Raw genomic sequence first — 21,279 nt, forward strand, 5'->3', positions numbered from 1 at the left:
ATCAGACCCGAGACCTCCATTCAAGAGCGGGCCACATCTCTGCATCTGGTAGACGATGCGGCGGTGCACCGGCTCGGGGCCGTGCCCCACGCCTGCTGCTGAACATGTACGACCGCACCAAGGCCCTGGAACTGCTCGACGAAGAGGCCCTGGGGTACGAGCGGAAGGGTCACCCCCGGCCGTACACGATCACCTAACCCGGCCTGTCAGCAGGCATCGGGGGCGTGGTCGGGCCCGACCACGCCCCCGACCACGGCAGCCCAGCGCGCATGTTGCCGGATCGTGATCGGTGGTCGGGGGTTGTGGCCGCCGCCCTGGTCGGCGCCAGCGGGTGAGCTGCCTGCATGGATCTCACGCACGTCCCCTCGACCGCAGGCATCGGCCGTCTCGCTAACGCGAGCGGTGTGGGATGCCCCGGCTGTCGCGCGCACAGCGCACGGTTGGACGAGCGATGACCGGAGGGCGGATCCGTCGCGGCTCGATGGCCGGCGACCAGTTCACCCAGATCGCCAACGGCCTCTTCCGCGACAACCGCGTCAGCTTCAAGGCCAAAGGCATCTTCGGATACATCAGCACCCATCAGGACGGCTGGCAGGTGACCGTGGCCGGCCTGGTCCGCTCCGGCCCCGACGGACGGGACGCGGTACGCACCGGGCTGAGGGAACTGGAGACCCACGGCTACCTGATCCGCGAGCGCCTGCGCCGTACGAACGGCACCCTCGGCGAAGTCGTCTATTCGATCACCGACCGCCCCACCTTCGTCGACGCCCTCATGGCGGACGCCGCCATAGCGCTCCATGCGCCGTCGGCACCCGGGGATGGCCGAGGCGACTACGGCATGGGCATCCGCCGCGGCGTGATGGCCGGCGACCAGTTCACCCAGATCGCCAACGGCCTGTTCCGCGACGACCGCATGTCCTTCAAGTCGAAGGGCTTGTTCGGACTGATCAGCACCCATCGCGAGGGCTGGCACATGACGGTCGCGGACCTGGCCCGGCGGGGTCGCGAGGGCGTGGACGCGGTGACGACCGGGCTCGAGGAGCTTGAGCGGTACGGCTTCCTGCAGCGGGACCGCGACCGTAATCCCGACGGCACCCTCGGCTCGGCCACGTACTTCATCACCGACCTGCCTGCCCTGCAAAGCACCAGGTCACAACCAGAGTCGGGAAATCCAGGACTGGATAACCCTACGTTGGCTGGCCGCCCCACAAAGAACACCATCAGTAAGAAGACCAACAAGCAGAAGACCAGTTCCGTCCCTCCGTGCGCCCGCGGCGCTCGCACGAGCGGCCGCCCGGCTGCGCCTCCGCAGCGGACGGCCGTGCCGGCGCCGAAGGATCTGGATCCGGGCACCCGGCTGCTGCTGTCGATCGGGTCGGCCCATCCTGAACTGCTGCTGCAGGAGAAGGCCTTGTACGACCAGGGCCGGGTCATGACCGCGATGCTGGACGCCGGCTGGAGCTCCGAGCAGCTGCGCCACGTCATCACCAGCCGCCCGCTGCCGAGCCAGATCCGCACCTCAGTCGGCGCGATCGTCGCCGCCCGACTGCGCTCCGCTCAGCTCTACCCGCCTCCCGTTGCCGACGTCGATGACGTCGCCCCGGGCGAGGCCTCGTGGACGACAGCGCCCTCCACGAGATCGTCCGCCGCCGCCCGCACCGTCGACGAGGCGCTCACCTATCGGGCGCTCGTGGAATGCGCGGGCTGTGGCCGGCCCGGCACTGCCCCCGGTGAAGACCTCTGCCCGGCCTGCCTCGACTGGCCGCTGTGCCGTACCTGCCCCGGACCGACTCCCCGTCGCGCTCACCCCGACGGCGACGGCCGCTGCGCCACCTGCACCTCCGCCCTGACCGTGACCGACTTTCTGGAAGCGAGCACTTCATGACGGACACGCTCCACACACCCCGGACGGCACCCCAGCAGCCGCTGCGGCCCTTCGCCCGCGATCCGCGACGGTGGGAGGAAGAACAATCCCGCGCGCTGCTGACCGGTCACGTCTGCAGCGACACCACGTGCACCGGCACGTGCGAGCCCGCGCTCGTGTACGAGCGCACCGGGTGGGGATGGCTGACCTGGACGGTGCCCGGCGACGGCACCCTGCCTGACCTCCCTCGACAGATCGGGGTGCTCACCCCGGGCGCGACGCTGACACAGCGGCTGGCCCTGCGCTGGCTGACCCGGCACCCCGCGCACCGCATCGCGCTGACCGCCACGAGCCCTGCATCCCTGCGGTTCTCCACGGTCCTCGTGGGGATCATCAGCCTCTTCGCCGCACTGTCCGCCCTCAGCCACGGCGTTCCCACCGACGTCGTCCTGCCGGCGATGCTGCTCGCCCCGCTGCTCGCCGAAGCCCTGCCCGACCGGCTCGACGACCGGGCCCGTGAGCACGTCCGCGTCGTCGAAGGAGAAGCCGCCTGCCAGTACCTCCAGCGACTCGCCGCCCTGCACACCTACATCGTCCAGGCCGCCGCCGGCAGCGACCGCTACGAACTGCGCCGCTCGGCCGAGATCGGCCAGCACCTGCTGTGGGACGCCGCAGATCTGCTCCAGAACGAGGACACCCGCTCGGCCTCGTCTCGCCTCATCGACCGGGAACGGCTGATGGTCCAGCTTGCCGACCAAGTCGCCCAGACCGTGGAGCGCGCCCGCGCCGAGCCGCCTTCCGGCGAGGCCGGCCAGCCCCGCGGCGGCGAGGGTCCGTTGGGCCCGCTCCCGCGCGGCTTCGAACCCGCGGCACGGCCAGCACCCTCGCCGAACACCGACACTTCACCGCTGAAGGGATACCGACCTGTGACTCAGCCCCAGCCCGACGACGCAGTCCGCACCACAGACGTCTATCTGCTCTTCGCGCACGAGCCGTATTACCCCGGCGATGGCGCCCAGGAGATCAACACCACCCTGGTCGCTGCGGCATCCCTGCTGCACCCCGAGGTGCAACAGCCCGACGGCGCCCGGATTCACGACCGCCTCACGCAGGGACGCGAGCCGGGCGAGATCATCCCGCTCTCCACCCTCACCCACGAACTCGGCGGCGGCGCCGACTGGCTGGCGGTCGGCGACTGGGAGAAGGTCACCACCGACCTCGTGCAGCTCGTCCACGCCAGGGAATGCGACGCCCTCAGCCTCGGCCTCCCCGAGATCGCGCGCGCCCTCATCATCGCCGGCCCGCACAGCCGCGTGCGCGCCTTCGACGCCGCAGCCGACGAGTTCATCGCCTACGGGCCGAAAGACCGTGCCGCGGTTCTGGCCGAGGTCGACAAGTTCCTCGCCGTCCTCGTAGCCGAGCAGGACTTCTGGCCGGGTGATGGCCTGCTGCCCCCGCTCTCCCGCCTGAAGTGAGGGGCTACCGACGAAATGCGGCTCGAGGTGACGGACCGCGGGGGTCAGGGGGCGGTGTCATCGGCTTCCGTTCACGATCCCCTCACCGATGCGGGCGCTGGTGTCGGATGCTGCTGGCACGGTGTCCGAGGCTGATCGACACGAGGTGGAGACCATGGGCGACTTCTACGAGCGGATCGTCGACGTCGAGGTGACCGGCGAGGAGGCGAGGCCGCTCGCGGAGCGGATGGTCGCCTGGATGGTCACCGAGGGGCTGATCACGCGTGAGGTGTCAGGGGAAGGGGTGTACAGCCTGACTGTGGACGAAGGGTACGTGCCAGGCCCCAACTGGGCTCGGGCCGTTGCCGATTCATCGGATCCGAGCTGGCTGCCGGGCCCGGTGGCCGTCATCGTCGGGCGCGACTCCCACGTGGGTGGTCAGGGCGCGGACGATGCGGAATACGCCGTCTGCCCGCAGTGCCAGACCAAGACCGTGATCATCAACTATCCCGAGGAGTTCGAGGCCGATGAGGAGATCTGGCAGCCGTTCGAGGACGGCATCGCGGCCTGGAAGGAAACGGGCGAGGGGAGTGCCCCCTGCTCCACCTGCGGTGCCTCTGTCCCGGTCACCGAGTGGCAGTGGGAGTCCAGCTTCGCGCTCGGCGCCCTCGCCTTCGACTTCTGGGGCTGGCCGCCGCTCTCCCGCAGCTTCTGCACGGAGTTCAGCCAGCAGCTCGGGCACCGCACCGTTGAGCACATGGGAAAGATCTGAACCGCCCGTACGCTGGCCGGCGCCGTCCCGCGCCACCAGCACCCTCAAGGAGACGCTGACCATGTTCCCCACCACAGGACCCGAGGCATCCTTCACGGTCGTGCTCGTCGCTCTGCCCGTGTTCAGCGCCTCGCAATTGCTGATCCCGAGGTGCTTCGGCGCGCGACCCGAACAGGAGATCTGGGACCGCCACCTTCGCGGACTCGCCATCGCCTGGCCGATCCTGCTGCTCGGTGCCCTCACCCTGCCCGAGCTGTCCCGCAAGGCACGGGCCGACTTGGGCATGGGCAGCGACTCCTCTCCCTGGTACTTGCGGATCGGTGCCGCCATCGCGGCTCTTCTGATCACCGCAACGGCAGTGGAATCGGTCCGCGCGGCGCGCGCAGAGGTGAAGCTCCGGCCCACGGCGGAGGAACTCCTCCAGGACGCACAACCGCTGCGCATCTGGCTCGGCGGTTCCACGGCCGATGATGCGCACAGCGCGCAGATCTGGCTCGACGAGGCTCAGAACGCCCTCGCCTCCGGTCGTGGCCGGACGGCCGTGCGCTACCTGCACCACGCCGTACGCCGCGCCGAGGACGCCACCCGCGCTGATGCTGGGACCGGCGGAGACGCGACCGCCACCCCGCTCGGCAGGCTTCGCCAACGCGTGAACGAGGCCGACGAGTCGGCCGGCCCCTTCAGCGGCCCGACGCTCAAGGCGTAGCAGATCGGCCCAACAGCACGGCGCCCCAGACCAGAGTCTGGGGCGCCGACTTCTTGTTGCCGCACCGTGTTAGGTGATCACAGATCGGTCCACGGGCGGGGCTCGCCCCCAGTCAGCGGCACCCACACCGACCCAGACGGACCGTGCTCTTCGATGTCCTCCAGGACGACGGCTCCAAGCTGAACCTCCCGGGCGAGCGCTGCGACGAGCGGGTGCTGGGTGACCATCGCCTGCAGATCGCTGATTCGGTCGCCCAGCCGGGCCCGGGAGGCACCGGTGAGGACGAAAAGAAGGCGAGGGAAAACCGGATACCAGCGGAGCCAGGCCGGGCCGGTGGAGACGGGACGGCGGCGGCCGACGGGCTGGGCTTCGTACTGGAACAATCTGGCGTACTCGATCAGTTTCACGGCCAGGCGCTCGCTGCTCATGGTGCTGCGATCGACCTCCACGAACGCGCGGAGCTTCCGCCGGTGGTCGCCGGCGACGACGGTGTAGTGCATGACGGCGTCGGCGACGAGCCGCTCGCCCTCACCTATGGGGTGAGACACCTCGGGAGTCCAGTCCCACGGGCCGTGCTCGTGCCCGAGCCGGCGGGCGTCTGCCGCAAACGGCAGGTGGGACCGTGTGACGGTCAGCGTGTGCGGAGTCTTCAGCGACGCCGCGGTTGTCGAGGTGATGGGGTACGGCGGACGCCCCCGCAGGATGGGTAGATCGCGGGTCAGACGCGAACCTTCAGGCGTGAGGTACCAGGCGTGCGTACGAGAGCGGTCCGAGTCCCGCAACGGGGTGAGGTCGACGAAGCCCGCGGCGCGCAGCTTGTTCAGCAGCCGAGAGAGCAACTGGCGGGTGCCGTCCGGCCGCAGCATCTGGCGCAGCTGGCCGGTCGTGGCCATCCGATGCAGGGCAAGCGCGGTCAGGACCTGCAAGCGCAACGGTTCACGAGGGCTGGGGGCCAGTTCGGCGGCCGCGACATCTGAAGTGGAACGGGTCATGGAGGGAGACAACCCTCAACCCCCGACCCAACCCCCGACCACGGGACCCCGACCAAGGTCACGACCCAAGAACGACGTCGTGGTCGGGGCCATGGTCGGGGCGGTCAGAAGACAGACGATGGCCGGTCCGCAGCAGCATCTGCCGCTGCGGGGCGTGGTGGCGAACCACGCCATGCCGGCCATCGTGCGACACCCGGCCCGCAAGGGACCAACGCCCGTAACCGGCTGTCGCGTTCATGGGGCGGTGGGCGACGGTGCGCTCACCGACGGGGCCTACCAGGGGGTTTCCGCTGCACGGACTGCTCGAGGATACGCCGGCGTGTCCACCGTTGACGCCCGTTCTGGCGGCCGGCATCCTCGGCGATCGCGTCGGGGGTTTCCAGAAGCGGAAGCTTTCCCTGGGACAGGAGGCTGGAGAAGGACTGAATGCTCTTGTACCCCAGCAAGGCAGCCGCCTCGCTCGCCCCCAGGAGCTCGTCGGGATCGCCGTCAACGGGAACTTCGGGAAGAGGCGCCACTGCCTTGGAACCGGCTCGCCGGCCGCGGCCGGGCCGAGTCTCCAACCAGTTCAGGAGAGTCGCCACCTTCCACAGCTGCCGGCGGTAGGGGTTCTCGGCCGTACCCAACTCTTCGACCACGTCCGGCTCGGGGAAGTAGCCAGGTCGGTCGCGCACGAACGTGGTCACCTGGTTGAGGTTCTTGTAGCCGAGGAACCTCGAGGCGTCCGCGGCGTTCAGCAGCTCCTCCGGATCACGGGTGGGCGGCTTGTACCCCCGGAGTCGTCCCGACGCACGGTGGGAGAACCACTCCGTGACCTCCGCGTGGTCCCACAGGCGGGAGCGGCCGCGCATGTCGACAGGTTCGGGGAACGTCTTGCCGACCGCGTTCTCCGCGCGCTCCGTGTACAGGCCGCTGATCCGGGCGGATGTCAGGCCCTGTTCAGCCGCGATCTCGGCAGCGTCGGCCAGGCGAGGCTCACGTTGCGAGGTCATGGCAGAACCGTCCGTCCTGTCAGCAGCTAGCCGGCCTGCCCGGCTCGCAAAACAAATAATGGCAGAAGTTTCGGTCGGAGGTCCAGCCCGCGTCCCAAGGTTTCTGTCGGCCGGCCACCCCACCCACGGCCCACGGCCTACTCCTCAGGGATCAGACAGACCCCGCGGCGCGCGGCGGCCTCGGCCATCTCCGTGAAGGCCATGGCGGCCGGTGTCATCTCCCACTCGACCAGGGCCAGAAGCAGGATCACCTCGTCGCGGTCCTGCGAGGGATCACAGGGCATACCGGCGGTATCCGCGGCGAACATCAGGTCCGCGGTGGCTAGCCCGTCGAGACGTGCTGCCACTTCCCGGTGCAGCTCCCGCAGGCCCTGCTGGTACAGCTCGTTCGCCTCGCCCAGGAGCAGCACCAGGTCCTCGCCGTGGCTGGCCGGTGCCGCTGCAGCGAGGTCGAGGATGCGCTGGGTGGTCGTCGTCATCATGAGGAGTATCCCTCCATCTGGGCGGTGGGCGGTGTGCTGGTCAGTGGCAGCTGTCACACCCGGCGGGGCTGTGCAGGATCTCTCCCGGCCCGGTGCGGGCCTTGGAGTCCCATGTGGGCGGCTTGCGCAGGGCGGCGTGGACGTCGCGTTCCATCCGCTCGAAGTCCGCGTTCTCCTCAACCTCGATGCCGGGGTCCGGGGCGTCGCGCCGGCGGGACAGTTCGATGAGCTCGGCCATGGTGATGTTCGGGTTGAACGGCACCTGTCGGACGCGTTCGACCAGCGCGCACAGTTCGGCGAGCCGCGGCCGGCGCCCGGCCATCAGCAGCAGATCGCGGTGGTTGGCCAGGGTGCAGGCCGAGCACGAGCAGCGACTGGAGCCAAGCCGGTCCCCGGCGCCGGGGTGCGAGTCGTAGCACCAGTGGTAGGGCAGCCCCGCACTGATCGTGCGCTCCCAGACTTCCTCGGTGCTCACCTGGTGGGCGGGCAGCCACTCGTCGACGACCCGGGCCGAGTTGTCGGTCGTACGGCGCCACACCTCCCGGTTGCGCCGGTCCGCGCTCTCCTCGGCCCGCATCCCGAGCACGTTGGCGAACATCAGCGGTCCGACGTTCTCCTTCCTGAGCGCGCGGACCTGGGGGGTGAACGCCTGGTACACCATCTTCGTCTTCCACGGACCCGTGCAGGTGCGGGCCCGGCCGAGCCAGGGCCAGTCGCCTCGTTCCGCGATGAACGTCAGCAGATCGAACGGCACCCGCTCACCGTCGACTTCACGGCTGCGGCGGATCTCGACATGCCGCTCAGGCGGCACCCCGAGGGCCGCGCTGTGCTGGGCAGCGAGTTCGCTGGCACTCGGCCAGCGAACCCCGTCCACGGTGACGGCGGGCCACTCCATCGGTCCCAGACTCGCGTGGGCGGTCCAGGCGCGGTCGGCGACACCTGCCTGGCGGGCGGCGTCCATCGCGATCAAGCCGGCCACAAGTCCGTCCTTCCCGCCGGACAGGTTGATGACGATGCGGTGCCGGGTCGCGGCGAACGCAACCGGGTCGGCATACAGGGGGGTGGTGTGCGACATGGTTCCTCTTTCCTGGTGGGCGGATTAGCGGGCATCCCCGACGGGGCCGGTCTGATGGGGCTGGGAATCGGTGAAGTGGGTGCACTGGGCCTCGGGCGGACGGGCTTTGCAGTGCCAGCAGGGCCGTGCCTCGGGGTAGGCACGCACGTGGTGGTGGCACTGGTATCCGGCGTACGAGCCGCTGGTGCGCAGGTGAGTGAGGAGGATGAGGTCGAAACACGCGAGGGCAGCCCAGCCGGTGACGCCTCGCTGGGGGTGCGGGTACTCGGTGCCTTCGCCGAGGACGACGCTGCTGACCGACACGAGCAACTTGTTCTGGGCGGTGTCGACGGCGTGGATGCTGTACCGGGTTCGGTTCCCGGGCCGCGTCGACCAGGGGGCGGTGTCCTTGGGGCCGTGCGCGTGGCCGATCACGGGAAAGCCTTCGAGCTGGTGCACTGAGAGGGTCGGCGGCGGTTTCCAGAGGTCGGGCATGGGTGTCCTCCTGAGAGAGCGCGGAACAATGGGCGGTGAGACGGGCGACTGCGGCGGGCGGTACGGACCGCGCGGCTGAACAGCCCTCAGCCCGCGATCGCTTCGGGGTCGGGCTGCTTGGGATAGGGCCGCCTGGCGGGGAGACCGAGCTTGATCTGCTCGCGCTCGCGCCGGCTTCGGCCCAGCCGCCATACGTAGCGGTGCGCGCCGCGGTGGCGTACGTTGCGGGCGCCGACCGTGACCAGGGCCTCCTGGAGCCAGACGGCCGGATTGCACCCAGCCCGCGGAACCGGAGCTCCGAGCGCGATGAGCTGGGCTTCGGCGTACTGGTGGCCCTGCTCCTGGCGGCGGATCTTCTGCGCCGTGCGCTCGTGGAAGACGGTGCCGTCCGGCAGGAGCTTCACCGTCCGGGCCGTGGCCCGGCTGGCGTAGAGCGCGTTCGTGGCGGCGTAGATCGTGCCGACGTGCCCAGGCATGACCAGAACTCCCGACGCGGTCCGGCGCGGGACAGGATCCGCGAACGACACGACCCCGTGTACACCCCTGGCGAGCAGGCGTTTGAGGCAGTTCGCCAGGAACCACGACTCCGAATTCGCCGGGCACTCATCCAGCAGGACGAACCGCGAGCACACCAACGACTCGGTGAACGGCCGGAGCTCGGGCAGTGGCTTGGTGAGGACGGAGGCGCTGACCGGCACGCCGAACACGGCCACCCCGCACAGCCGCCGCTCGCCGTCGACGACGTCGTACAGGCCGAACTGCACCGTCACCGCCGGGTACGAGCCGGAGTAATGGTGTGCGAGCACGAACCCCTTGGCGGGCTCCTCGTCGGGGATGACGTCCACGGTGTAGCGGCGGGCGTCGAAGCCTCCGTCGCGGACGTGCGCCCAGGAATGCTTCCGGTCGCGCCACCGCTGGCACCAGGGCGACGCGGTCGGCACCTCCGGCAGGTCCTCGAACGGCAGGGCCTCCTGGATCGGGGACCTCACGGTGCCTCCCCGTCCCCGGGCTCCTCAGGACCGCTCGCGAAGAGGGTGAGCTGTCCCTCCGGGTCGGCTGCAGGCTGATGCACGGGGATTACGGGGACGGCGCGCTGCGCGGCAGGGGGTATCTCGGGTTCGCCCGCGTCGGCGGTCTCTTCGACGGCCGCCGGGTGAGGGCAGGGGCAGAGCCACCTGCAGGGCCGCTGGCCCGGTCCGTACCGGATCACGGCGACGACGAACCCGTGGGCGTCGGTGATGGTGTCGGCGTGCTCGTCGACGCGGGGGCCGCGGGCGCTGACGCACCGGTCGTGGTGCCCGGAGGTGCAGCCGATGCAGATGCCGCGCTCGCAGGAGCACCAGCGGTGGAAGCCGCGGGGGTAGGCGTCTTCGATCTTGCGCAGGCCCTTGGTCCAGGCGTGCGCGCGGACCCAGGCGCCTTCCTCCTCGGTCATCGGGGAGGGCACGGTGGAGGGAATGGGGTCGAGGATTCCCATGATCGCGGCGCCGATATGGCGCAGGCGGGTTGTCATGATTCGTCTCCGAACAGGGTGGGGGCGGCGTGGAGTTCGTTCATCCAGGCCAGGAGGCGGGGAAGGTTGGTATCGGGCCCGAAGGCGAGGTAGGTGCCGTCGCAGCTGGTGCAGCCGAAGGCCTGCGCGATGCGCAGTCGCCGACGGGAGTTGACGCGGCCCATGTGGACGGCCAAGCCGCGCTGGCGGGCCTCAACGGCCAGCCGGTGGGCGGCCGGTGAGGTCTTCCACTCGGTGCTGCCGGCGAGGAACAGCACGTCGATCGAGTCCCAGGGGATGAGGCCGTGCTCGCTGCCGTCCTGGGCGGCGAACGCGGCCGGGATCCCCAGGGCGCGGATGGGCTCCAGCCAGGGCAGCGACTCGGTGAGGGTGGCCGTGGCGTCCATCGGGACGTCGGGGGCGACGGCCCACAGACAGAGTCCGGGGCCGTAGCGGTCGACGGTCGCCGTCAGCCACGCGAACCAGGCCTGCTCGCCGGGCCAGCCCTTGCCGAACTTGCCGTTGTCGCACGCGTATCGGGCGCCGGGCGGGATCACGTTGCCCTGGGCCGGGGTCGTCATGCAGGCCAGGAGTCCGGCCTGCATGGCGGCCCGTACGTCAGCTCCGGAGGGCGTGGCCAGGTACAGCACGGCGGATAGGCGTGAGACGGGGAGGAGCAGGGGCGGAGAGCATGGGTGCGCGCACGGGAAGTCCTTCCGGAGATGGCTTTGAGGGGCGGTTCAGGCGAGGGGGAGTTGGGCGGCGGAGCCCGAGACGAGGGCGTCCCAGTGCTGCTCGAAGTTGTTGTCCTGCTTGTCGATCACGCGGGCGGGGGCGGTGGCGAAGAGTTCCTCCGCCATCGGCCAGCCCTTGGCGCGGGGGCGGACCCAGGCCCGGGCACGCCCGTACAGCGGGTCGTGGTCGACGTCGACGCCGTGCCGCTTGGAGACGGAGATCAGCCGCTGGGCGAGCTGGTGGGGGCGGCCGAGGTCGACGCGCTCGGTGGAGCGCTTCACCGGCCGGCGCCTGCCGTCCTCCGTCACCAGGAACAGGCGCCGCACGTGGTAGAGCGCCCACGGCATGTCGAGCTCCCGCTCGAACGCCTCCAGGCACGCCCGGTCCCGGGGCTGGGTGGGGTCGAAGAGCTCCAGGAGGCTCTTGCGGCCGTACAGTTTCGCGTTCGGGTTGAGGCTCATCGCCGTGTACTCCAGGCGCAGCACCTTGCCGGCGATGTCCGGGTGGCAGCGCATGCGCTCCATGTGGGCGGGCAGTGCGCCCATGGAGGCGGAGAAGCAGCAGAACGTGCAGTACGACTTCGGCCAGAGCACGCCGAACCGCTTCATCAGGTAGTCCTCGCAGTGCTGGCGGTGCCAGCCCCAGTCGATGAGCGGGAACTCTCCGGTGCGGCCGGGCATCTTCGAGGTGACCTGGTCGCCGAAACGGCGGCCTTCCTCGCCAGCGTTGAAGCCCATGATCTGGCGGAACGGGCGGCCGCCGAAGACCTGCTTGAGCCACCAGTCGCCGACGTCGCCCTTCGCCCACAACGAGCATTTGCGGGTGCCCGCGACCTGGGGCACGGTGCCGACGGACTCCTGGTCGTCCCAGAGCGTCCACGGCCCGCGGGCGAAGAGCTGCTCGGGGCGGTGGGAGTCGTCCAGGATCGTGAACCCGTCGGACTGGAGGTGCCCGTTGCGCGCCAGCTGGACGAAGCGCACGCCGTTCTCACGCAGCAGCGGGATCATGAACTCGTCGGCCAGGAGCCGGGTTTCGGGCCACTCGCTGCCGGTGGCCATGTAGAGGACAGCGGTGCGGTCGAGGTCGATCCCGTGGGCGTCCGGGGCGGTGAGCATCTTGGCGATGTAGGCCGTGGAGTCGGCGCCGGCACCCCAGTTGATGACGGTGTCCAGGTTGTCGTTGGCGCCGAGGCCGGGCAGCGGCGGCGTGTACGTCGTACGGGGCATGGCGGCACTCACTCCTCGAGGGGCCGGTCGGTCAGCCGCTGGGCGGAGACGATGAGCAGGCGGTCGTCGGCAGGCCACGGATCGCAGGACTCCCAGGGATCGCCCTGGGACAGCACCACCACCTCGCCGGGCGCCGTGACGAGGCAGCACACGCCGCAGCCGCACGACGGGTCGAAGGGCTCGGGGTGGGCGATGTACGGGGTGACGAAGTAGTCGGCTCCCTCCTCGCCGACCGCGGCCAGGAGCAGGTCGCCGTCCGCGACATCACCGGCGCGGGCCACGCGCGCGTGCGGCAGAGCGAGCGCGAGCCGGGGGTCAGGGCTGTTGACGGCGAGCTGCCCGTCGATGAGGCGGGCGTTGCCGCTGGAGCGGACGTCGCCGGTGGCGGGGGCGGCGAGCAGGGGCCGGTGGAGGTCGACGGCCGTCTCGGCCGCGTACATGGCCGAGACGTGGTCCAGGGCCTCGACGAGGACCACCGCCCGGGCGAGTGCGGCCAGCACCACGGCGCTGGCTTTCAACGTCGCGCCGCTGGCGGTTGTGCCGGGCCGGCAGAGGCTGACCGCGGCGCCGCCGTTGTCGACGATGGAACGCAGCAGCGGGGCGTGCGTGTGGGGGTGGACGCCGTCCAGGCCGCGCGGCAGGACGGCGAGGGATGCGGCGCCCGTCTCGGCGGCGGCCTGGTGGGCGGTGGAGTCGACGCCGTAGGCGAGCGTGGCGGTGACGGTGTGACCGGCCTCGGCGAGGGCGGTGGCGAAGTCGTGCGCGCGGGTGACGGCCCGCTCGGTGGGGACCCGGTTGCCGGTCACGGCGACCGCGCTGTCGGTCAGCTGTGCAAGTCGCTCGCGGCCGCGGACCCACAGACCCAGCGGGCATGCGGGCCCCAGGTCGGCGAGGGCGGTGGGCCACTCCTCGTCCGAGGGGATGACGAACGGACAGGTCAGCTCTGCTTGGGCGAGTTCCTCGTGCGGCCGGTACAAGGAGAGGAGCCCGCTGCCGTCGACGCGGACGCGCCGGTCCCACACCTCGGCCGGGGTGTACTCGGCGAGGTCGGCGGCGAGTTGGCCGGGGGCGAAGTGGGCGGCGAGCGCGGCGCGGGCGGCTCGTTCGGACAGGGCGTGTGCGGGCATGGACGGCCGGCCTTTCGGGCAGGGCGCGGCACCGGCAGGCGAACCGGTGCCGCGCCGGGGCGGGCGAAGGGGGGAAGTGATCAGCGGCCGACGGGAAGGGGGTGCCGTTGGCGGCTGTGGTGGAGCGGCCGGGCTAGGCCCAGTTGGCGGACCGCTTTCGCTCCCACCAGGCGGGCGGGCTGCCCGGTCGCCCCGTGGCCGGTCGGGACACAGCGGCGGGCTGAGGCGCCGGGGGAGCGGTGTACGGGCGGGCGGCGATCGGGCTGGGCAGGCTGGTCTCGGTGTAGGCGATGCGCCTGCGCAGGCTGATGCCGAGGTCGTCGATGCTCAGGTAGATGGAGTCGTCCTTGACCCCGGTGATGCGCCCCTTGACCAGGACGCTGACCCCGTCGACGAGCGATTCGGCGGCGTTGCTGGCCAGGTCCCGCCACGCGGTGCAGATGTAGGGGATCGGCTCCAGGTCACGCCACTTCTGCGCGGTGGCATCCCACTGCGTGGGGGTCTCGGTGAGGCGGAACCGGCAGACGGCGATGCCGTCTTGGGTGAAGCGGACTTCCACGCCACCGGCGACGGTGCCGGTCACGTGCGTGACGGACGGGGCCATGCGAACACCTCCTATTTAAAATAATAGTGTCTTGCGGGGGATGGTCAACCCCCCTGTCGGCACTTCCCGCCGCCGGAGAGTGCGGTACGGCGGGTGAGACGCCGGAAGCGGGCTTTCCACCCGGTCGGCTGCGCCGGGGCCGGCGGCGGGGTGAGGTTGTCGAAGACCGTGGCGTCCTCGATCTCGACCAGCAGCGGCACCGTGCTGTCGGCCCGGACCAACTGCTCGTCGGTGGTGTCCAGATGAACGGAGACCCGTACGGCCCGGCGGTCGGCGTCGAGGTAGGCGAACACGAGGATGCCCGCGATCTCCATGCAGGGCAGTCCCTCGTCGTCAGGCCCCCGCATCGCGTGGAACACCGCCGTGCTGTTCGCCTCCGCGCACTCCTCGGCGTCCGAGAGGCTGGGGTTTCGGGGTGCGAGCACGCAGCGGGAGATGTCCGCGTCGTACAGCGTGTAGCCCTCGATGTGCTCCCTCGACCCGTAGAAGAGGTCCACGGCCCTACGGTCGTCGGCGGGCGGACGGAACGGGACGCTGTCCTCGCCCGCCACGTCGTCCCAGGAACTGCGCACGTGCTGCGCCAGGGAGGCAAGCGCGGAGGCCTCGTCGGACCAGAGCGTGACATCGTCGCTGTGCCCGTCCCACTGGCGCAGCACCCACGCGCGGCCTGTCACCTGCGGTGTGAGGATCTCGTCGACGGCGAAGCTGAAGCGGCTCAGCCACCCTTCGAGAATGCTGACGGTGTCCGCCCCCGGCCATTCGCCGGTGCGCTCCTGGAGGCCGTCCATCAGGTCGGCCAGATCGATGATGGCCCCGCCTGCGGGCGTGGCCGGGTCCGGTTTGATCGGCATGGCGGTTTCCTTCCTGTGCGGAACGGGGCGGTCAGGCCCCGTTCATGAGGCCGTTGAAGAGGTCCATCAGGTGTTGCTGCTCGGGGGTGAGGGTCGCGGTGCGCAGCACGCGTCGGCGCAGGACGGGCACGTCGAGGCTGATGCCGGAGGGCACATCGGGCCGCTCGGGCAACGAGACCAGCTGGTAGTTCCGCGTGTGGATCATCCAGGCCTCGTACCGGTCGGCGGGGCTGCCGCTGCGGGCGGCCTGCCCCTCGTCCGTCGTGCGGGACAGGCAGAGACAGGACGGATCGGAACACGGCCGTCCGGCAGGGCGGCCGGCCAGGACCGGGCTGCGCCGGTAGTGCGTGACGGTGCCGTTCAGCATCGGGCAGTGGTCGGCGGTGTACGGCAGGCACTCGGGGTGCAGCGCCGGTTCCGGGGAGCAGCCCTTGACGACGTCGGCCGGGCGCACCAGCAGGAAGCACCGCTCGTCCAGCGGGTGTTCGCAGATCTGGCACAGGCGTCGCCGGAAGGCATTGACGGTCTTGTCGGCGTCGAGGACACCGAAGGCGGCGTGACCGTCGTGGATCAGGGTCACGTACGGCACCACCAGCCCGCCCGACAGCGGTCGGCGGGCACAGCGTTGGGGTATCGCGTGCATGGGGTGAGTTCCTTCGGATCGGGGGCGTGCCACGGGGGCTCGGCAGGTGGATGTCAGCTGCTGGCCGGTGGGGGAGGGTCGGCGGGGCCGCCGGCCAAGAGCGCTTCCCAGTGGGCGTAGCGGCAGCCGGTGGCGTCGTGCAGGCGCAGATGCAGCCAGTTGAGGTTGTCTCCGGCCCGGATGACAGCCTCCGCGCCGATGGCGGCGGCCCGGGGGTAGATGGAGCCGTCGTCGGGATCGACCAGGACGACGATCAGCCCTGGGCGGTGAGGCGCGTGGCGGAGCGTGAAGTCGGTGTAGCTGCGGTCGTCCAGGAGCACGAGCGGCGCGCGCTGGTACTCCTCGGCGCTGAACAACGGCGATGGCAGGTGCAGGCGGGGGACCGGGCTCGACCGCAGGCCGACCGGATCGTCGTCGGTGCTGTCGCTGATCACCAGCACCGGGGCCTGCGGTCCTTCCCGGGGGGCTTGTGGTGGGGCGGACATGGCGGTGACACGTCGCTTTCGTGAGGACCGTGGCCAGGAAGAGGCCTCGGGAAAGAGGGAGTTGACGGCCCGCAGGCGGGGCGGCCGACCGGGGGCCGCCCCGCCCGCAGGCGTTCGCTCAGCCGAGCGGGTAGAGCACCAGCGCGGGGAGGGCGGTGTCGGGGATGCGGTCCCCGTACAGCTCGCGCAAGGACGGGTCCGCCGTGAGCTCCTCCGGAAGCGGGAAGATGTCGCCAACGAGCTCGCTGAGGGTCGGCGCGTACCGCGAGTGGCTGTAGGTGGAGAACGGCGAGAACAGGTTCCCCTCGGCGTCCCGGGACAGCACGACGAGCGTGTCTCCGGGCAAGCCCTTCCAGTCCTCGCGGACCAGATGGCGCAGCACGGCGAGGGTCAGGGGGCGGTCGGGGGCCTCGCCGTCCGGGTCGGGGGACGGGGCCTGCTGCTGGTCGGTCATGACGGCCTTTCACGTGCGGGCCGGGCTGGGAGCGGTCCGGCCGGTTGATCGGCGGGGTGCGGGCGCCGCCCCGTTGCCGGGGCGGCGCCGTGCGGGCCCGTCAGGCGTCCTCGATCTCGTCCAGGCAGGCGACGGGAACGCCGCTGCCCGGGAGCCGGAAGCGCGTCATGTCCTCGGGGATGCGGTACTTGGTGTTGCGCGGGTCGCGGCGCAGGATGCGGGTGGACTCCTCGTCCAGCAGGAAGCCCGCGCGGCTGCCGGTGCGGTTGCGCTCCTGCACGGTGCCGGTGAGACCGCGCAGCAGGGCCGGGCGCAGCGACTCGTTGATGCGGGCCCGGCGACCGGCCACGAGTCCGGCGAACGCCTCCTTGTCGATCGCACTGAGCCGCAGTGCGGAGGCCTCCTGGACCTTCGCGACCTGGATCGCATTCGGCAGCTTGCCGATGAAGTCGAGGACTTCGTCCATGGTGACGGTCATGCTGGTTCGCCTCTCTGTGACGCGGGGGTGGGGAACCGGCCGGGCACGGGCGTGCCCGGCCGGGGCTTGCGGGGGAGGTTCGGTCAGGCGGCGGCCTCGGGCCGGTGGCGGGCGACCGCCTCGTCCTCGACCTCGGACAGCCGGTAGCTGCCGTTGTCGTCCTGACCGAGCGCTTCGAGGAGCAGCAGGTAGCGGGCCTGCCGCACGTTGAGGTTCGACCACGCCTTGGGCTCGCGGATGTCGTGCTCGCAGGCAGCGGCGACGTGCGCGAACAGCGCGTTGACGACGCGAGCCTTGGGCAGCTGCACCGCTGTCTCCGCCAGGTCCGCGTGCTCGGGCTCCTTGATGCCCAGGAAGCGGGCCACGGTCTCGGACTCGTGCTTGTCGGTCCAGGAGCTGTAGAAGTACGGGACGGTGAGCACGACCTCCTGCGCGAAGACGCGGGCCGCATCCGGCAGGGTCTTCTGGCGCACGAGCCGGGCGACGAAGTCCTGACGGGGACCGGCGGCGGCCTTCCACGCCCGGTTGCAGGCGATGACCTTACGGCGCTCCTCCGCCCGCTGCTCGTCCTCCTCCGTCCTGGGCTTCTTCGGCTGCGGCCGGACCTTGTGACCGTGCGCGGCCGGGTCGGAGCAGTGCCACACGGGCTGGTGCTCGTCGTCGAGCCGGGCACTGTGGCCGGGGCAGTTCTTGTGGTTGTCCTCGGTGAGCGGATTGCCCAGCCCCGTGGTCAGTTCGGCCAGCGGCTTGGACGTGTCCTTCTGCCCCCAGCTCGGCTGCCCCAGCAGCGGGATCTCCGCCGTCTTAAGGTCTTCCTCGGCCTTCGTCCGGGCGTCGGCGTCGGCCTGCTCGGCCTTGAGCAGTGCCATCTCCTGGTCCCAGTGGCCGCGCCCGCCGGTACCCTCCTCGTGGTCGCGCTTCAGCGCGCGCAGCAGACGGCGCTCCGCGCCGGACACGTGCTCGACCTCGGCGAGCTGGGCGGTCTGCTCCAGGTCCATGCCTCCGGCCGTTGCCCGGCGAAGGGTGGCGTCGTCGAGCTTCTGCGCCGCCTTGGCATGCTTGGCTGCGTTACGGCCGACGCCGAGAGCCCTGGTGGCCTGGCGCCGTTCGACGTCGCTCATGTCGATCAGGGACAGCTCCTGCGACTTGAGGATGTCGCGCTCGCTCATCCCCTCGCGGTGCTTGTTCTCGACCAGGGACAGGAACCGGGTCCAGCCGTCACGGCCGACCAGGTCGTCCCGCACGTGCGCCTTGATCCTGCGCACCGGGCGGCCGTCCTGTTCGGCGGTGTCGTTGGCGATCTTCTGTGCCTGCGCGCGCCGCCAACCCTTGAATGCGCCGTACGTGCCGTCGGGCCGGGGCCGGACGCTGATGGTCTCCTCGACACCGATCTCCTTGACGGAGGCGATCAGCTCCTCGTCCGGTTCGGTGTCGGTCTCGCGGGCGTTCTGCTCGTCACGCACCACCCGCGCCGGATCGAGCAGGACGATCTGCGGCGCATCTTCCTCCTCGGGCGTGACGGGTTCGGTGGGCTGGGTCGAGACGGCGGTGGCCATGGGGCTCTCCTTCTCCTTGCCTGTTCGGCGAATTGGGGCGGTTGGGGTGTCGCCCTCTCGCGTCAAATACAATAATAGTATCTTCCGGGGTGAGGGCTAGGTACCCTCTGACCTGCGAAAACGTGGCTACTCGGGCCGTCTGAGGCGCTCCGTACGGCGGTCTCGGCCGACGAGTCCCGGCCTCAGCTCAGGTCGTGCACGACGTGCCAGCACGGACCGGACAAGACCGTGAGCCCCAGGTTCCCGACCTGCTCAAGCAGGGCCTCGTCCCACCCGGCGCTCACCGGGAGAGAGGGAACGGCCCGGTACGTGTTGGGTCCGAGCTGCTCGTAGCCCGCGCCGAGAACGATGTGCTCGTCGTCGCCGACCGTGAACAGCTGCACGCGCACGTCGGCAGAGTCTCCGCTGGCGGGGCGGTGTGCCTGGGCTTGCAGCGACTCGTCCAGCGCTGCCCACTCCCGGGGCGGCGCGACCACGACGCCGTAGACGGCGTACGCGGAGTGGGACACGGACATGGGTCAACCTCTCTGGCTCAGGGACCGGTTCGGCGTGCGGGCGCGGCCGGCCGGAGCGGACGGGCACGGTGACGGTGGCCGGGAAGCGGGGGCGCTCACGTGCCGCGCGGGTGCCGGCTACGTGCGCGGGCCGCCCGGATCTCCGCGTCGAAGTCCGGGTACTGCCTCGACGCCGACGGCAGCAGCGCGTTGCGGACATCCATGGCCCGGGTGAGAACCCCCAGTTGCGCAGGAGACAGCACCCACGGGCCCCGCTCGTCAGCGTCCAGGACGGACAGCAGGTCCTGGGCGCTGCCGACGTCCTCGGCCTGCCGGAACACCGGGTGCGTCCGGTTGACCCGCAGTGCGAGGCTCAGGCTGGCCCCCAGGTGCGGGGCGTAGCAGCGCCGGTCGGGTGTGATCACCTGGTGCCCGTCCGGCACCGTGAGGATCTGGAGTACCCCCGCGAGCACGACGAGCCGTTCGTCGCTCTGGACGGGGAACGCCGACTCCGTCGCCGGGCTGCCGCAGGAGCGGCAGCGGTAGGTGCCCGGACTCTCGGGCTGGTAGCGGCCGCTGCGGCAGACGTGGCAGAGGATCGGAACGGGCACGGTGCACCTCCGCGCGGGCGCCCCTCGGCGGGCGCCCGCAGGCATGGGCGGTCAGGTCAGGGCCTCACGCGGGTGACGCGGGAGGTCGGCAGATGGACGCGCAGGACGTCCGCGTGCGCGGGCGGGTCGAGTGCCGCGAGCCGGTGGAGCGCTTCGGACAGCTTCGGGCGGCGAAATCCTCCTCGGCCCTGGCCGCTTCGCCGACCGGCACCATGCGTGCCGTGGTCTCGGTGTGCCGGAGGTCCGGCATCTCCTCGGTGGGCGCGAGGGCCGCGATGAACGGGCTCCAGCCCACGGACATCCCGCTGCCCGCCCGCTGCTCCGTCGTCGTGAAGTACGCGGTCACGGCCTGCGGTCCGCCGCCCGGCTGCTCGGCGGCGAAGATCCGGACCCGGTCGACGACGACTTGCCGCCAACCCTGCTCCGCCGCCTGGTCGGCGACGGTGGCCAGGGTCTCCAGGGTCTTGGGCGGAAGACCGCGGAGCGCGGCGCGCACCAGGGGCGTGGTCGGCTCGGCCAGCAGCGCGGCCAGTTCCTCGTGTTTCATCGCCGGTGTCCTTCCGTGGCGTGGCGGTGAGGGGGCCCGTACGGCGGAGTGGCGGCCCCGTCGTACGGGGTGTTCCGCAGAACCAACAACATCAATAATAGTGTTGTTTGGGATGGCGTGAACCCGCCCCTGAACTGCGGTTTTACGGCCAGTCGTGCTCTCGGCGGGGCGGCAGCGGGAAGGTGCGTCGGGGGTCCATGCGTACGCAGCGTTCGCAGTAGGCCGTGACGCGGTTGGCGGTGCACTCGCCCCACTGGCACTCGAAACGCTCGCGCGGCCCGCAGATCAGGCACCGCCACAGCGTGATCCCGTGCAGCTCGCACGGCTCGTAGCGCTTGCGCGCGGGGAGCAACTCCAGGGCGGGGCGGGGGCGTTCGAGTCGGGCGACGTCGGCGGCCGGGAACGACTCGTCGCCGTCGCGTATCCAGCGGGGCGACAGCTGGGCGTACCGCTCGGGCGTGGTGTAGTACGGCAGACCGGCCGGGCTGAATACCTTGGCCAGTGCACCGCCCGTGACCAGGGTCTCCAGCCGGTGATGGCTGAACTCGCCGCGCAGGGACAGCATTTCGTCCTGGCGCAGGGTGAAGGCGTACCCGTACCGGCGCAGGATCCGGCGCTCGGTGGCGGCCGGGCCCGTCTGGGCGGCGTCGAGCTCCTCGACGGCCTCGATCGCGGCCGTCGGGCTGGCGGTCAGCTCGCGTACCGCGTCCTCGGCGGCCGCGCGGGTGGCGTGGCTGCTGAGGGCGTACCCGTGGAGCTGGTCCACGGCCTGGTGGCGTCCGTCGTGCTCGGCGGCGGCGTACCGGACGGACTGCTGCGGCTGGGTGCGGCGTCGGGGCATGGCGGAACTCCATCTGCGCAAGGGGCGGGAGGTGGCGGTGGAGGCCGGCCGGGCGGCGGTCACCTCCTGGGCAGCGGCCTGTAGGCGGAGAAGACGTAGTGGCCCAGATCGCGCAGCATGCCGGCGGTGCCGTCCACGGCCGCGGGGTCGTGGTCCGCCTCGCGGGTGTATGCCTCGATCTCGTCGTTCCAGGCGAACCCCTGGGCGGCAAGGGACTGTTCGGTGACGGGCGTGAGGTCGTCGGAGGACTGCGGCGCGGCGACGAGTCCGTGAGCGGGGTCGGGCACGACGAGGAACATCGGGCTCCTTCCGTGTGGGCCGCCT

The 21,279-nt window shown here is 70.9% G+C and carries 26 protein-coding genes; 4 read left to right on the top strand and 22 right to left on the bottom strand.

Going from position 1 to position 21,279, the window contains the following annotated elements:
- Positions 1-481: 481 nt before the first annotated feature.
- From ACJ9NR_RS41395 to ACJ9NR_RS41410, 4 genes are all read left to right on the top strand, one after another.
- Positions 482-1,885 carry a hypothetical protein gene (locus tag ACJ9NR_RS41395; protein WP_412512961.1) on the top strand — a complete coding sequence of 468 codons (1,404 nt, stop codon included), beginning with the start codon at positions 482-484 and terminating at the stop codon, positions 1,883-1,885.
- Complete coding sequence (locus ACJ9NR_RS41400) at positions 1,882-3,339, top strand: hypothetical protein (RefSeq protein WP_412512962.1); 1,458 nt, start codon at positions 1,882-1,884, stop codon at positions 3,337-3,339. Before ACJ9NR_RS41395 ends, ACJ9NR_RS41400 begins: the two co-directional genes overlap by 4 nt.
- 88 nt (positions 3,340-3,427) lie before the next feature.
- Positions 3,428-4,090 carry a hypothetical protein gene (locus ACJ9NR_RS41405; RefSeq protein ID WP_412512963.1) on the top strand — a complete coding sequence of 221 codons (663 nt, stop codon included), beginning with the start codon at positions 3,428-3,430 and terminating at the stop codon, positions 4,088-4,090.
- 61 nt (positions 4,091-4,151) lie between these two features.
- Entirely contained in the window at positions 4,152-4,796 is a 645-nt protein-coding gene (locus tag ACJ9NR_RS41410) for a hypothetical protein (RefSeq protein ID WP_412512964.1), read from the top strand.
- A 77-nt stretch (positions 4,797-4,873) separates the two neighbouring features.
- Here ACJ9NR_RS41410 and ACJ9NR_RS41415 read toward each other — a convergent pair whose 3' ends face one another.
- From ACJ9NR_RS41415 to ACJ9NR_RS41520, 22 genes are all read right to left on the bottom strand, one after another.
- On the bottom strand, positions 4,874-5,788 hold the full coding sequence (locus ACJ9NR_RS41415) for a replication-relaxation family protein (RefSeq protein ID WP_412512965.1): 915 nt from the start codon (positions 5,786-5,788) through the stop codon (positions 4,874-4,876).
- Positions 5,789-6,048: 260 nt separating this feature from the next.
- Positions 6,049-6,780, bottom strand: a complete 732-nt coding sequence (locus tag ACJ9NR_RS41420) for a hypothetical protein (RefSeq protein WP_412512966.1) — start codon at positions 6,778-6,780, stop codon at positions 6,049-6,051.
- A 137-nt stretch (positions 6,781-6,917) separates the two neighbouring features.
- Positions 6,918-7,262: a hypothetical protein gene (locus ACJ9NR_RS41425; protein WP_412512967.1), complete on the bottom strand. Its 345-nt coding sequence runs from the start codon at positions 7,260-7,262 to the stop codon at positions 6,918-6,920.
- Between the two features lie 40 nt (positions 7,263-7,302).
- Positions 7,303-8,337, bottom strand: a complete 1,035-nt coding sequence (locus ACJ9NR_RS41430; RefSeq protein ID WP_412512968.1) for an adenine nucleotide alpha hydrolase family protein — start codon at positions 8,335-8,337, stop codon at positions 7,303-7,305.
- 24 nt (positions 8,338-8,361) lie between these two features.
- The gene (locus ACJ9NR_RS41435; protein ID WP_412512969.1) at positions 8,362-8,811 is read right to left on the bottom strand and encodes a hypothetical protein; all 450 of its coding nucleotides are present in this window, start codon (positions 8,809-8,811) and stop codon (positions 8,362-8,364) included.
- A gap of 86 nt (positions 8,812-8,897) precedes the next feature.
- The gene (locus tag ACJ9NR_RS41440; protein WP_412512970.1) at positions 8,898-9,800 is read right to left on the bottom strand and encodes a Mom family adenine methylcarbamoylation protein; all 903 of its coding nucleotides are present in this window, start codon (positions 9,798-9,800) and stop codon (positions 8,898-8,900) included.
- Positions 9,797-10,324 carry a DUF6248 family natural product biosynthesis protein gene (locus ACJ9NR_RS41445; protein WP_412512971.1) on the bottom strand — a complete coding sequence of 176 codons (528 nt, stop codon included), beginning with the start codon at positions 10,322-10,324 and terminating at the stop codon, positions 9,797-9,799. Before ACJ9NR_RS41445 ends, ACJ9NR_RS41440 begins: the two co-directional genes overlap by 4 nt.
- Positions 10,321-10,953 carry a hypothetical protein gene (locus ACJ9NR_RS41450; protein ID WP_412512972.1) on the bottom strand — a complete coding sequence of 211 codons (633 nt, stop codon included), beginning with the start codon at positions 10,951-10,953 and terminating at the stop codon, positions 10,321-10,323. Before ACJ9NR_RS41450 ends, ACJ9NR_RS41445 begins: the two co-directional genes overlap by 4 nt.
- Positions 10,954-11,043: 90 nt before the next feature.
- On the bottom strand, positions 11,044-12,264 hold the full coding sequence (locus tag ACJ9NR_RS41455; protein ID WP_412512973.1) for a hypothetical protein: 1,221 nt from the start codon (positions 12,262-12,264) through the stop codon (positions 11,044-11,046).
- 8 nt (positions 12,265-12,272) lie between these two features.
- Positions 12,273-13,391, bottom strand: a complete 1,119-nt coding sequence (locus ACJ9NR_RS41460; protein ID WP_412512974.1) for a DNA-processing protein DprA — start codon at positions 13,389-13,391, stop codon at positions 12,273-12,275.
- 133 nt (positions 13,392-13,524) lie between these two features.
- On the bottom strand, positions 13,525-13,995 hold the full coding sequence (locus ACJ9NR_RS41465) for a single-stranded DNA-binding protein (RefSeq protein WP_412512975.1): 471 nt from the start codon (positions 13,993-13,995) through the stop codon (positions 13,525-13,527).
- A 44-nt stretch (positions 13,996-14,039) separates the two neighbouring features.
- Entirely contained in the window at positions 14,040-14,846 is an 807-nt protein-coding gene (locus ACJ9NR_RS41470) for a hypothetical protein (RefSeq protein WP_412512976.1), read from the bottom strand.
- 31 nt (positions 14,847-14,877) lie between these two features.
- On the bottom strand, positions 14,878-15,489 hold the full coding sequence (locus tag ACJ9NR_RS41475; protein ID WP_412512977.1) for a cell envelope biogenesis protein OmpA: 612 nt from the start codon (positions 15,487-15,489) through the stop codon (positions 14,878-14,880).
- Between the two features lie 53 nt (positions 15,490-15,542).
- Positions 15,543-15,929: a CpaE-like family protein gene (locus tag ACJ9NR_RS41480; protein WP_412512978.1), complete on the bottom strand. Its 387-nt coding sequence runs from the start codon at positions 15,927-15,929 to the stop codon at positions 15,543-15,545.
- 163 nt (positions 15,930-16,092) lie between these two features.
- The gene (locus ACJ9NR_RS41485; protein ID WP_412512979.1) at positions 16,093-16,428 is read right to left on the bottom strand and encodes a hypothetical protein; all 336 of its coding nucleotides are present in this window, start codon (positions 16,426-16,428) and stop codon (positions 16,093-16,095) included.
- A gap of 100 nt (positions 16,429-16,528) precedes the next feature.
- Positions 16,529-16,906: a hypothetical protein gene (locus ACJ9NR_RS41490; protein WP_412512980.1), complete on the bottom strand. Its 378-nt coding sequence runs from the start codon at positions 16,904-16,906 to the stop codon at positions 16,529-16,531.
- Positions 16,907-16,989: 83 nt separating this feature from the next.
- A complete protein-coding gene (locus ACJ9NR_RS41495; RefSeq protein WP_412512981.1) occupies positions 16,990-18,462 on the bottom strand; it encodes a ParB/RepB/Spo0J family partition protein in 1,473 nt (490 codons plus the stop codon).
- Between the two features lie 182 nt (positions 18,463-18,644).
- Positions 18,645-18,977, bottom strand: coding sequence for a hypothetical protein (locus tag ACJ9NR_RS41500; protein WP_412512982.1), 333 nt, complete (start codon positions 18,975-18,977; stop codon positions 18,645-18,647).
- 95 nt (positions 18,978-19,072) lie between these two features.
- Entirely contained in the window at positions 19,073-19,567 is a 495-nt protein-coding gene (locus tag ACJ9NR_RS41505) for a hypothetical protein (RefSeq protein ID WP_412512983.1), read from the bottom strand.
- Positions 19,568-19,631: 64 nt separating this feature from the next.
- Positions 19,632-20,114 carry a hypothetical protein gene (locus ACJ9NR_RS41510; protein ID WP_412512984.1) on the bottom strand — a complete coding sequence of 161 codons (483 nt, stop codon included), beginning with the start codon at positions 20,112-20,114 and terminating at the stop codon, positions 19,632-19,634.
- A 142-nt stretch (positions 20,115-20,256) separates the two neighbouring features.
- Complete coding sequence (locus tag ACJ9NR_RS41515) at positions 20,257-20,955, bottom strand: hypothetical protein (protein ID WP_412512985.1); 699 nt, start codon at positions 20,953-20,955, stop codon at positions 20,257-20,259.
- A 59-nt stretch (positions 20,956-21,014) separates the two neighbouring features.
- Positions 21,015-21,254 carry a hypothetical protein gene (locus tag ACJ9NR_RS41520; RefSeq protein WP_412512986.1) on the bottom strand — a complete coding sequence of 80 codons (240 nt, stop codon included), beginning with the start codon at positions 21,252-21,254 and terminating at the stop codon, positions 21,015-21,017.
- Positions 21,255-21,279 lie beyond the last annotated feature (25 nt).

The organism is Streptomyces sediminimaris (genome assembly GCF_047049295.1).
GTDB lineage: Bacteria > Actinomycetota > Actinomycetes > Streptomycetales > Streptomycetaceae > Streptomyces > Streptomyces sediminimaris.

Coding starts and splice junctions, on each gene's coding strand:
- ACJ9NR_RS41395 (WP_412512961.1), top strand. CDS start 482: ATGGCCGGCGACCAGTTCACCCAGATCGCCAACGGCCTCTTCCGCGAC.
- ACJ9NR_RS41400 (WP_412512962.1), top strand. CDS start 1,882: ATGACGGACACGCTCCACACACCCCGGACGGCACCCCAGCAGCCGCTG.
- ACJ9NR_RS41405 (WP_412512963.1), top strand. CDS start 3,428: ATGCGGGCGCTGGTGTCGGATGCTGCTGGCACGGTGTCCGAGGCTGAT.
- ACJ9NR_RS41410 (WP_412512964.1), top strand. CDS start 4,152: ATGTTCCCCACCACAGGACCCGAGGCATCCTTCACGGTCGTGCTCGTC.
- ACJ9NR_RS41415 (WP_412512965.1), bottom strand. CDS start 5,788: ATGACCCGTTCCACTTCAGATGTCGCGGCCGCCGAACTGGCCCCCAGC.
- ACJ9NR_RS41420 (WP_412512966.1), bottom strand. CDS start 6,780: ATGACCTCGCAACGTGAGCCTCGCCTGGCCGACGCTGCCGAGATCGCG.
- ACJ9NR_RS41425 (WP_412512967.1), bottom strand. CDS start 7,262: ATGATGACGACGACCACCCAGCGCATCCTCGACCTCGCTGCAGCGGCA.
- ACJ9NR_RS41430 (WP_412512968.1), bottom strand. CDS start 8,337: ATGTCGCACACCACCCCCCTGTATGCCGACCCGGTTGCGTTCGCCGCG.
- ACJ9NR_RS41435 (WP_412512969.1), bottom strand. CDS start 8,811: ATGCCCGACCTCTGGAAACCGCCGCCGACCCTCTCAGTGCACCAGCTC.
- ACJ9NR_RS41445 (WP_412512971.1), bottom strand. CDS start 10,324: ATGACAACCCGCCTGCGCCATATCGGCGCCGCGATCATGGGAATCCTC.
- ACJ9NR_RS41455 (WP_412512973.1), bottom strand. CDS start 12,264: ATGCCCCGTACGACGTACACGCCGCCGCTGCCCGGCCTCGGCGCCAAC.
- ACJ9NR_RS41460 (WP_412512974.1), bottom strand. CDS start 13,391: ATGCCCGCACACGCCCTGTCCGAACGAGCCGCCCGCGCCGCGCTCGCC.
- ACJ9NR_RS41465 (WP_412512975.1), bottom strand. CDS start 13,995: ATGGCCCCGTCCGTCACGCACGTGACCGGCACCGTCGCCGGTGGCGTG.
- ACJ9NR_RS41470 (WP_412512976.1), bottom strand. CDS start 14,846: ATGCCGATCAAACCGGACCCGGCCACGCCCGCAGGCGGGGCCATCATC.
- ACJ9NR_RS41475 (WP_412512977.1), bottom strand. CDS start 15,489: ATGCACGCGATACCCCAACGCTGTGCCCGCCGACCGCTGTCGGGCGGG.
- ACJ9NR_RS41485 (WP_412512979.1), bottom strand. CDS start 16,428: ATGACCGACCAGCAGCAGGCCCCGTCCCCCGACCCGGACGGCGAGGCC.
- ACJ9NR_RS41490 (WP_412512980.1), bottom strand. CDS start 16,906: ATGACCGTCACCATGGACGAAGTCCTCGACTTCATCGGCAAGCTGCCG.
- ACJ9NR_RS41495 (WP_412512981.1), bottom strand. CDS start 18,462: ATGGCCACCGCCGTCTCGACCCAGCCCACCGAACCCGTCACGCCCGAG.
- ACJ9NR_RS41500 (WP_412512982.1), bottom strand. CDS start 18,977: ATGTCCGTGTCCCACTCCGCGTACGCCGTCTACGGCGTCGTGGTCGCG.
- ACJ9NR_RS41510 (WP_412512984.1), bottom strand. CDS start 20,114: ATGAAACACGAGGAACTGGCCGCGCTGCTGGCCGAGCCGACCACGCCC.
- ACJ9NR_RS41515 (WP_412512985.1), bottom strand. CDS start 20,955: ATGCCCCGACGCCGCACCCAGCCGCAGCAGTCCGTCCGGTACGCCGCC.
- ACJ9NR_RS41520 (WP_412512986.1), bottom strand. CDS start 21,254: ATGTTCCTCGTCGTGCCCGACCCCGCTCACGGACTCGTCGCCGCGCCG.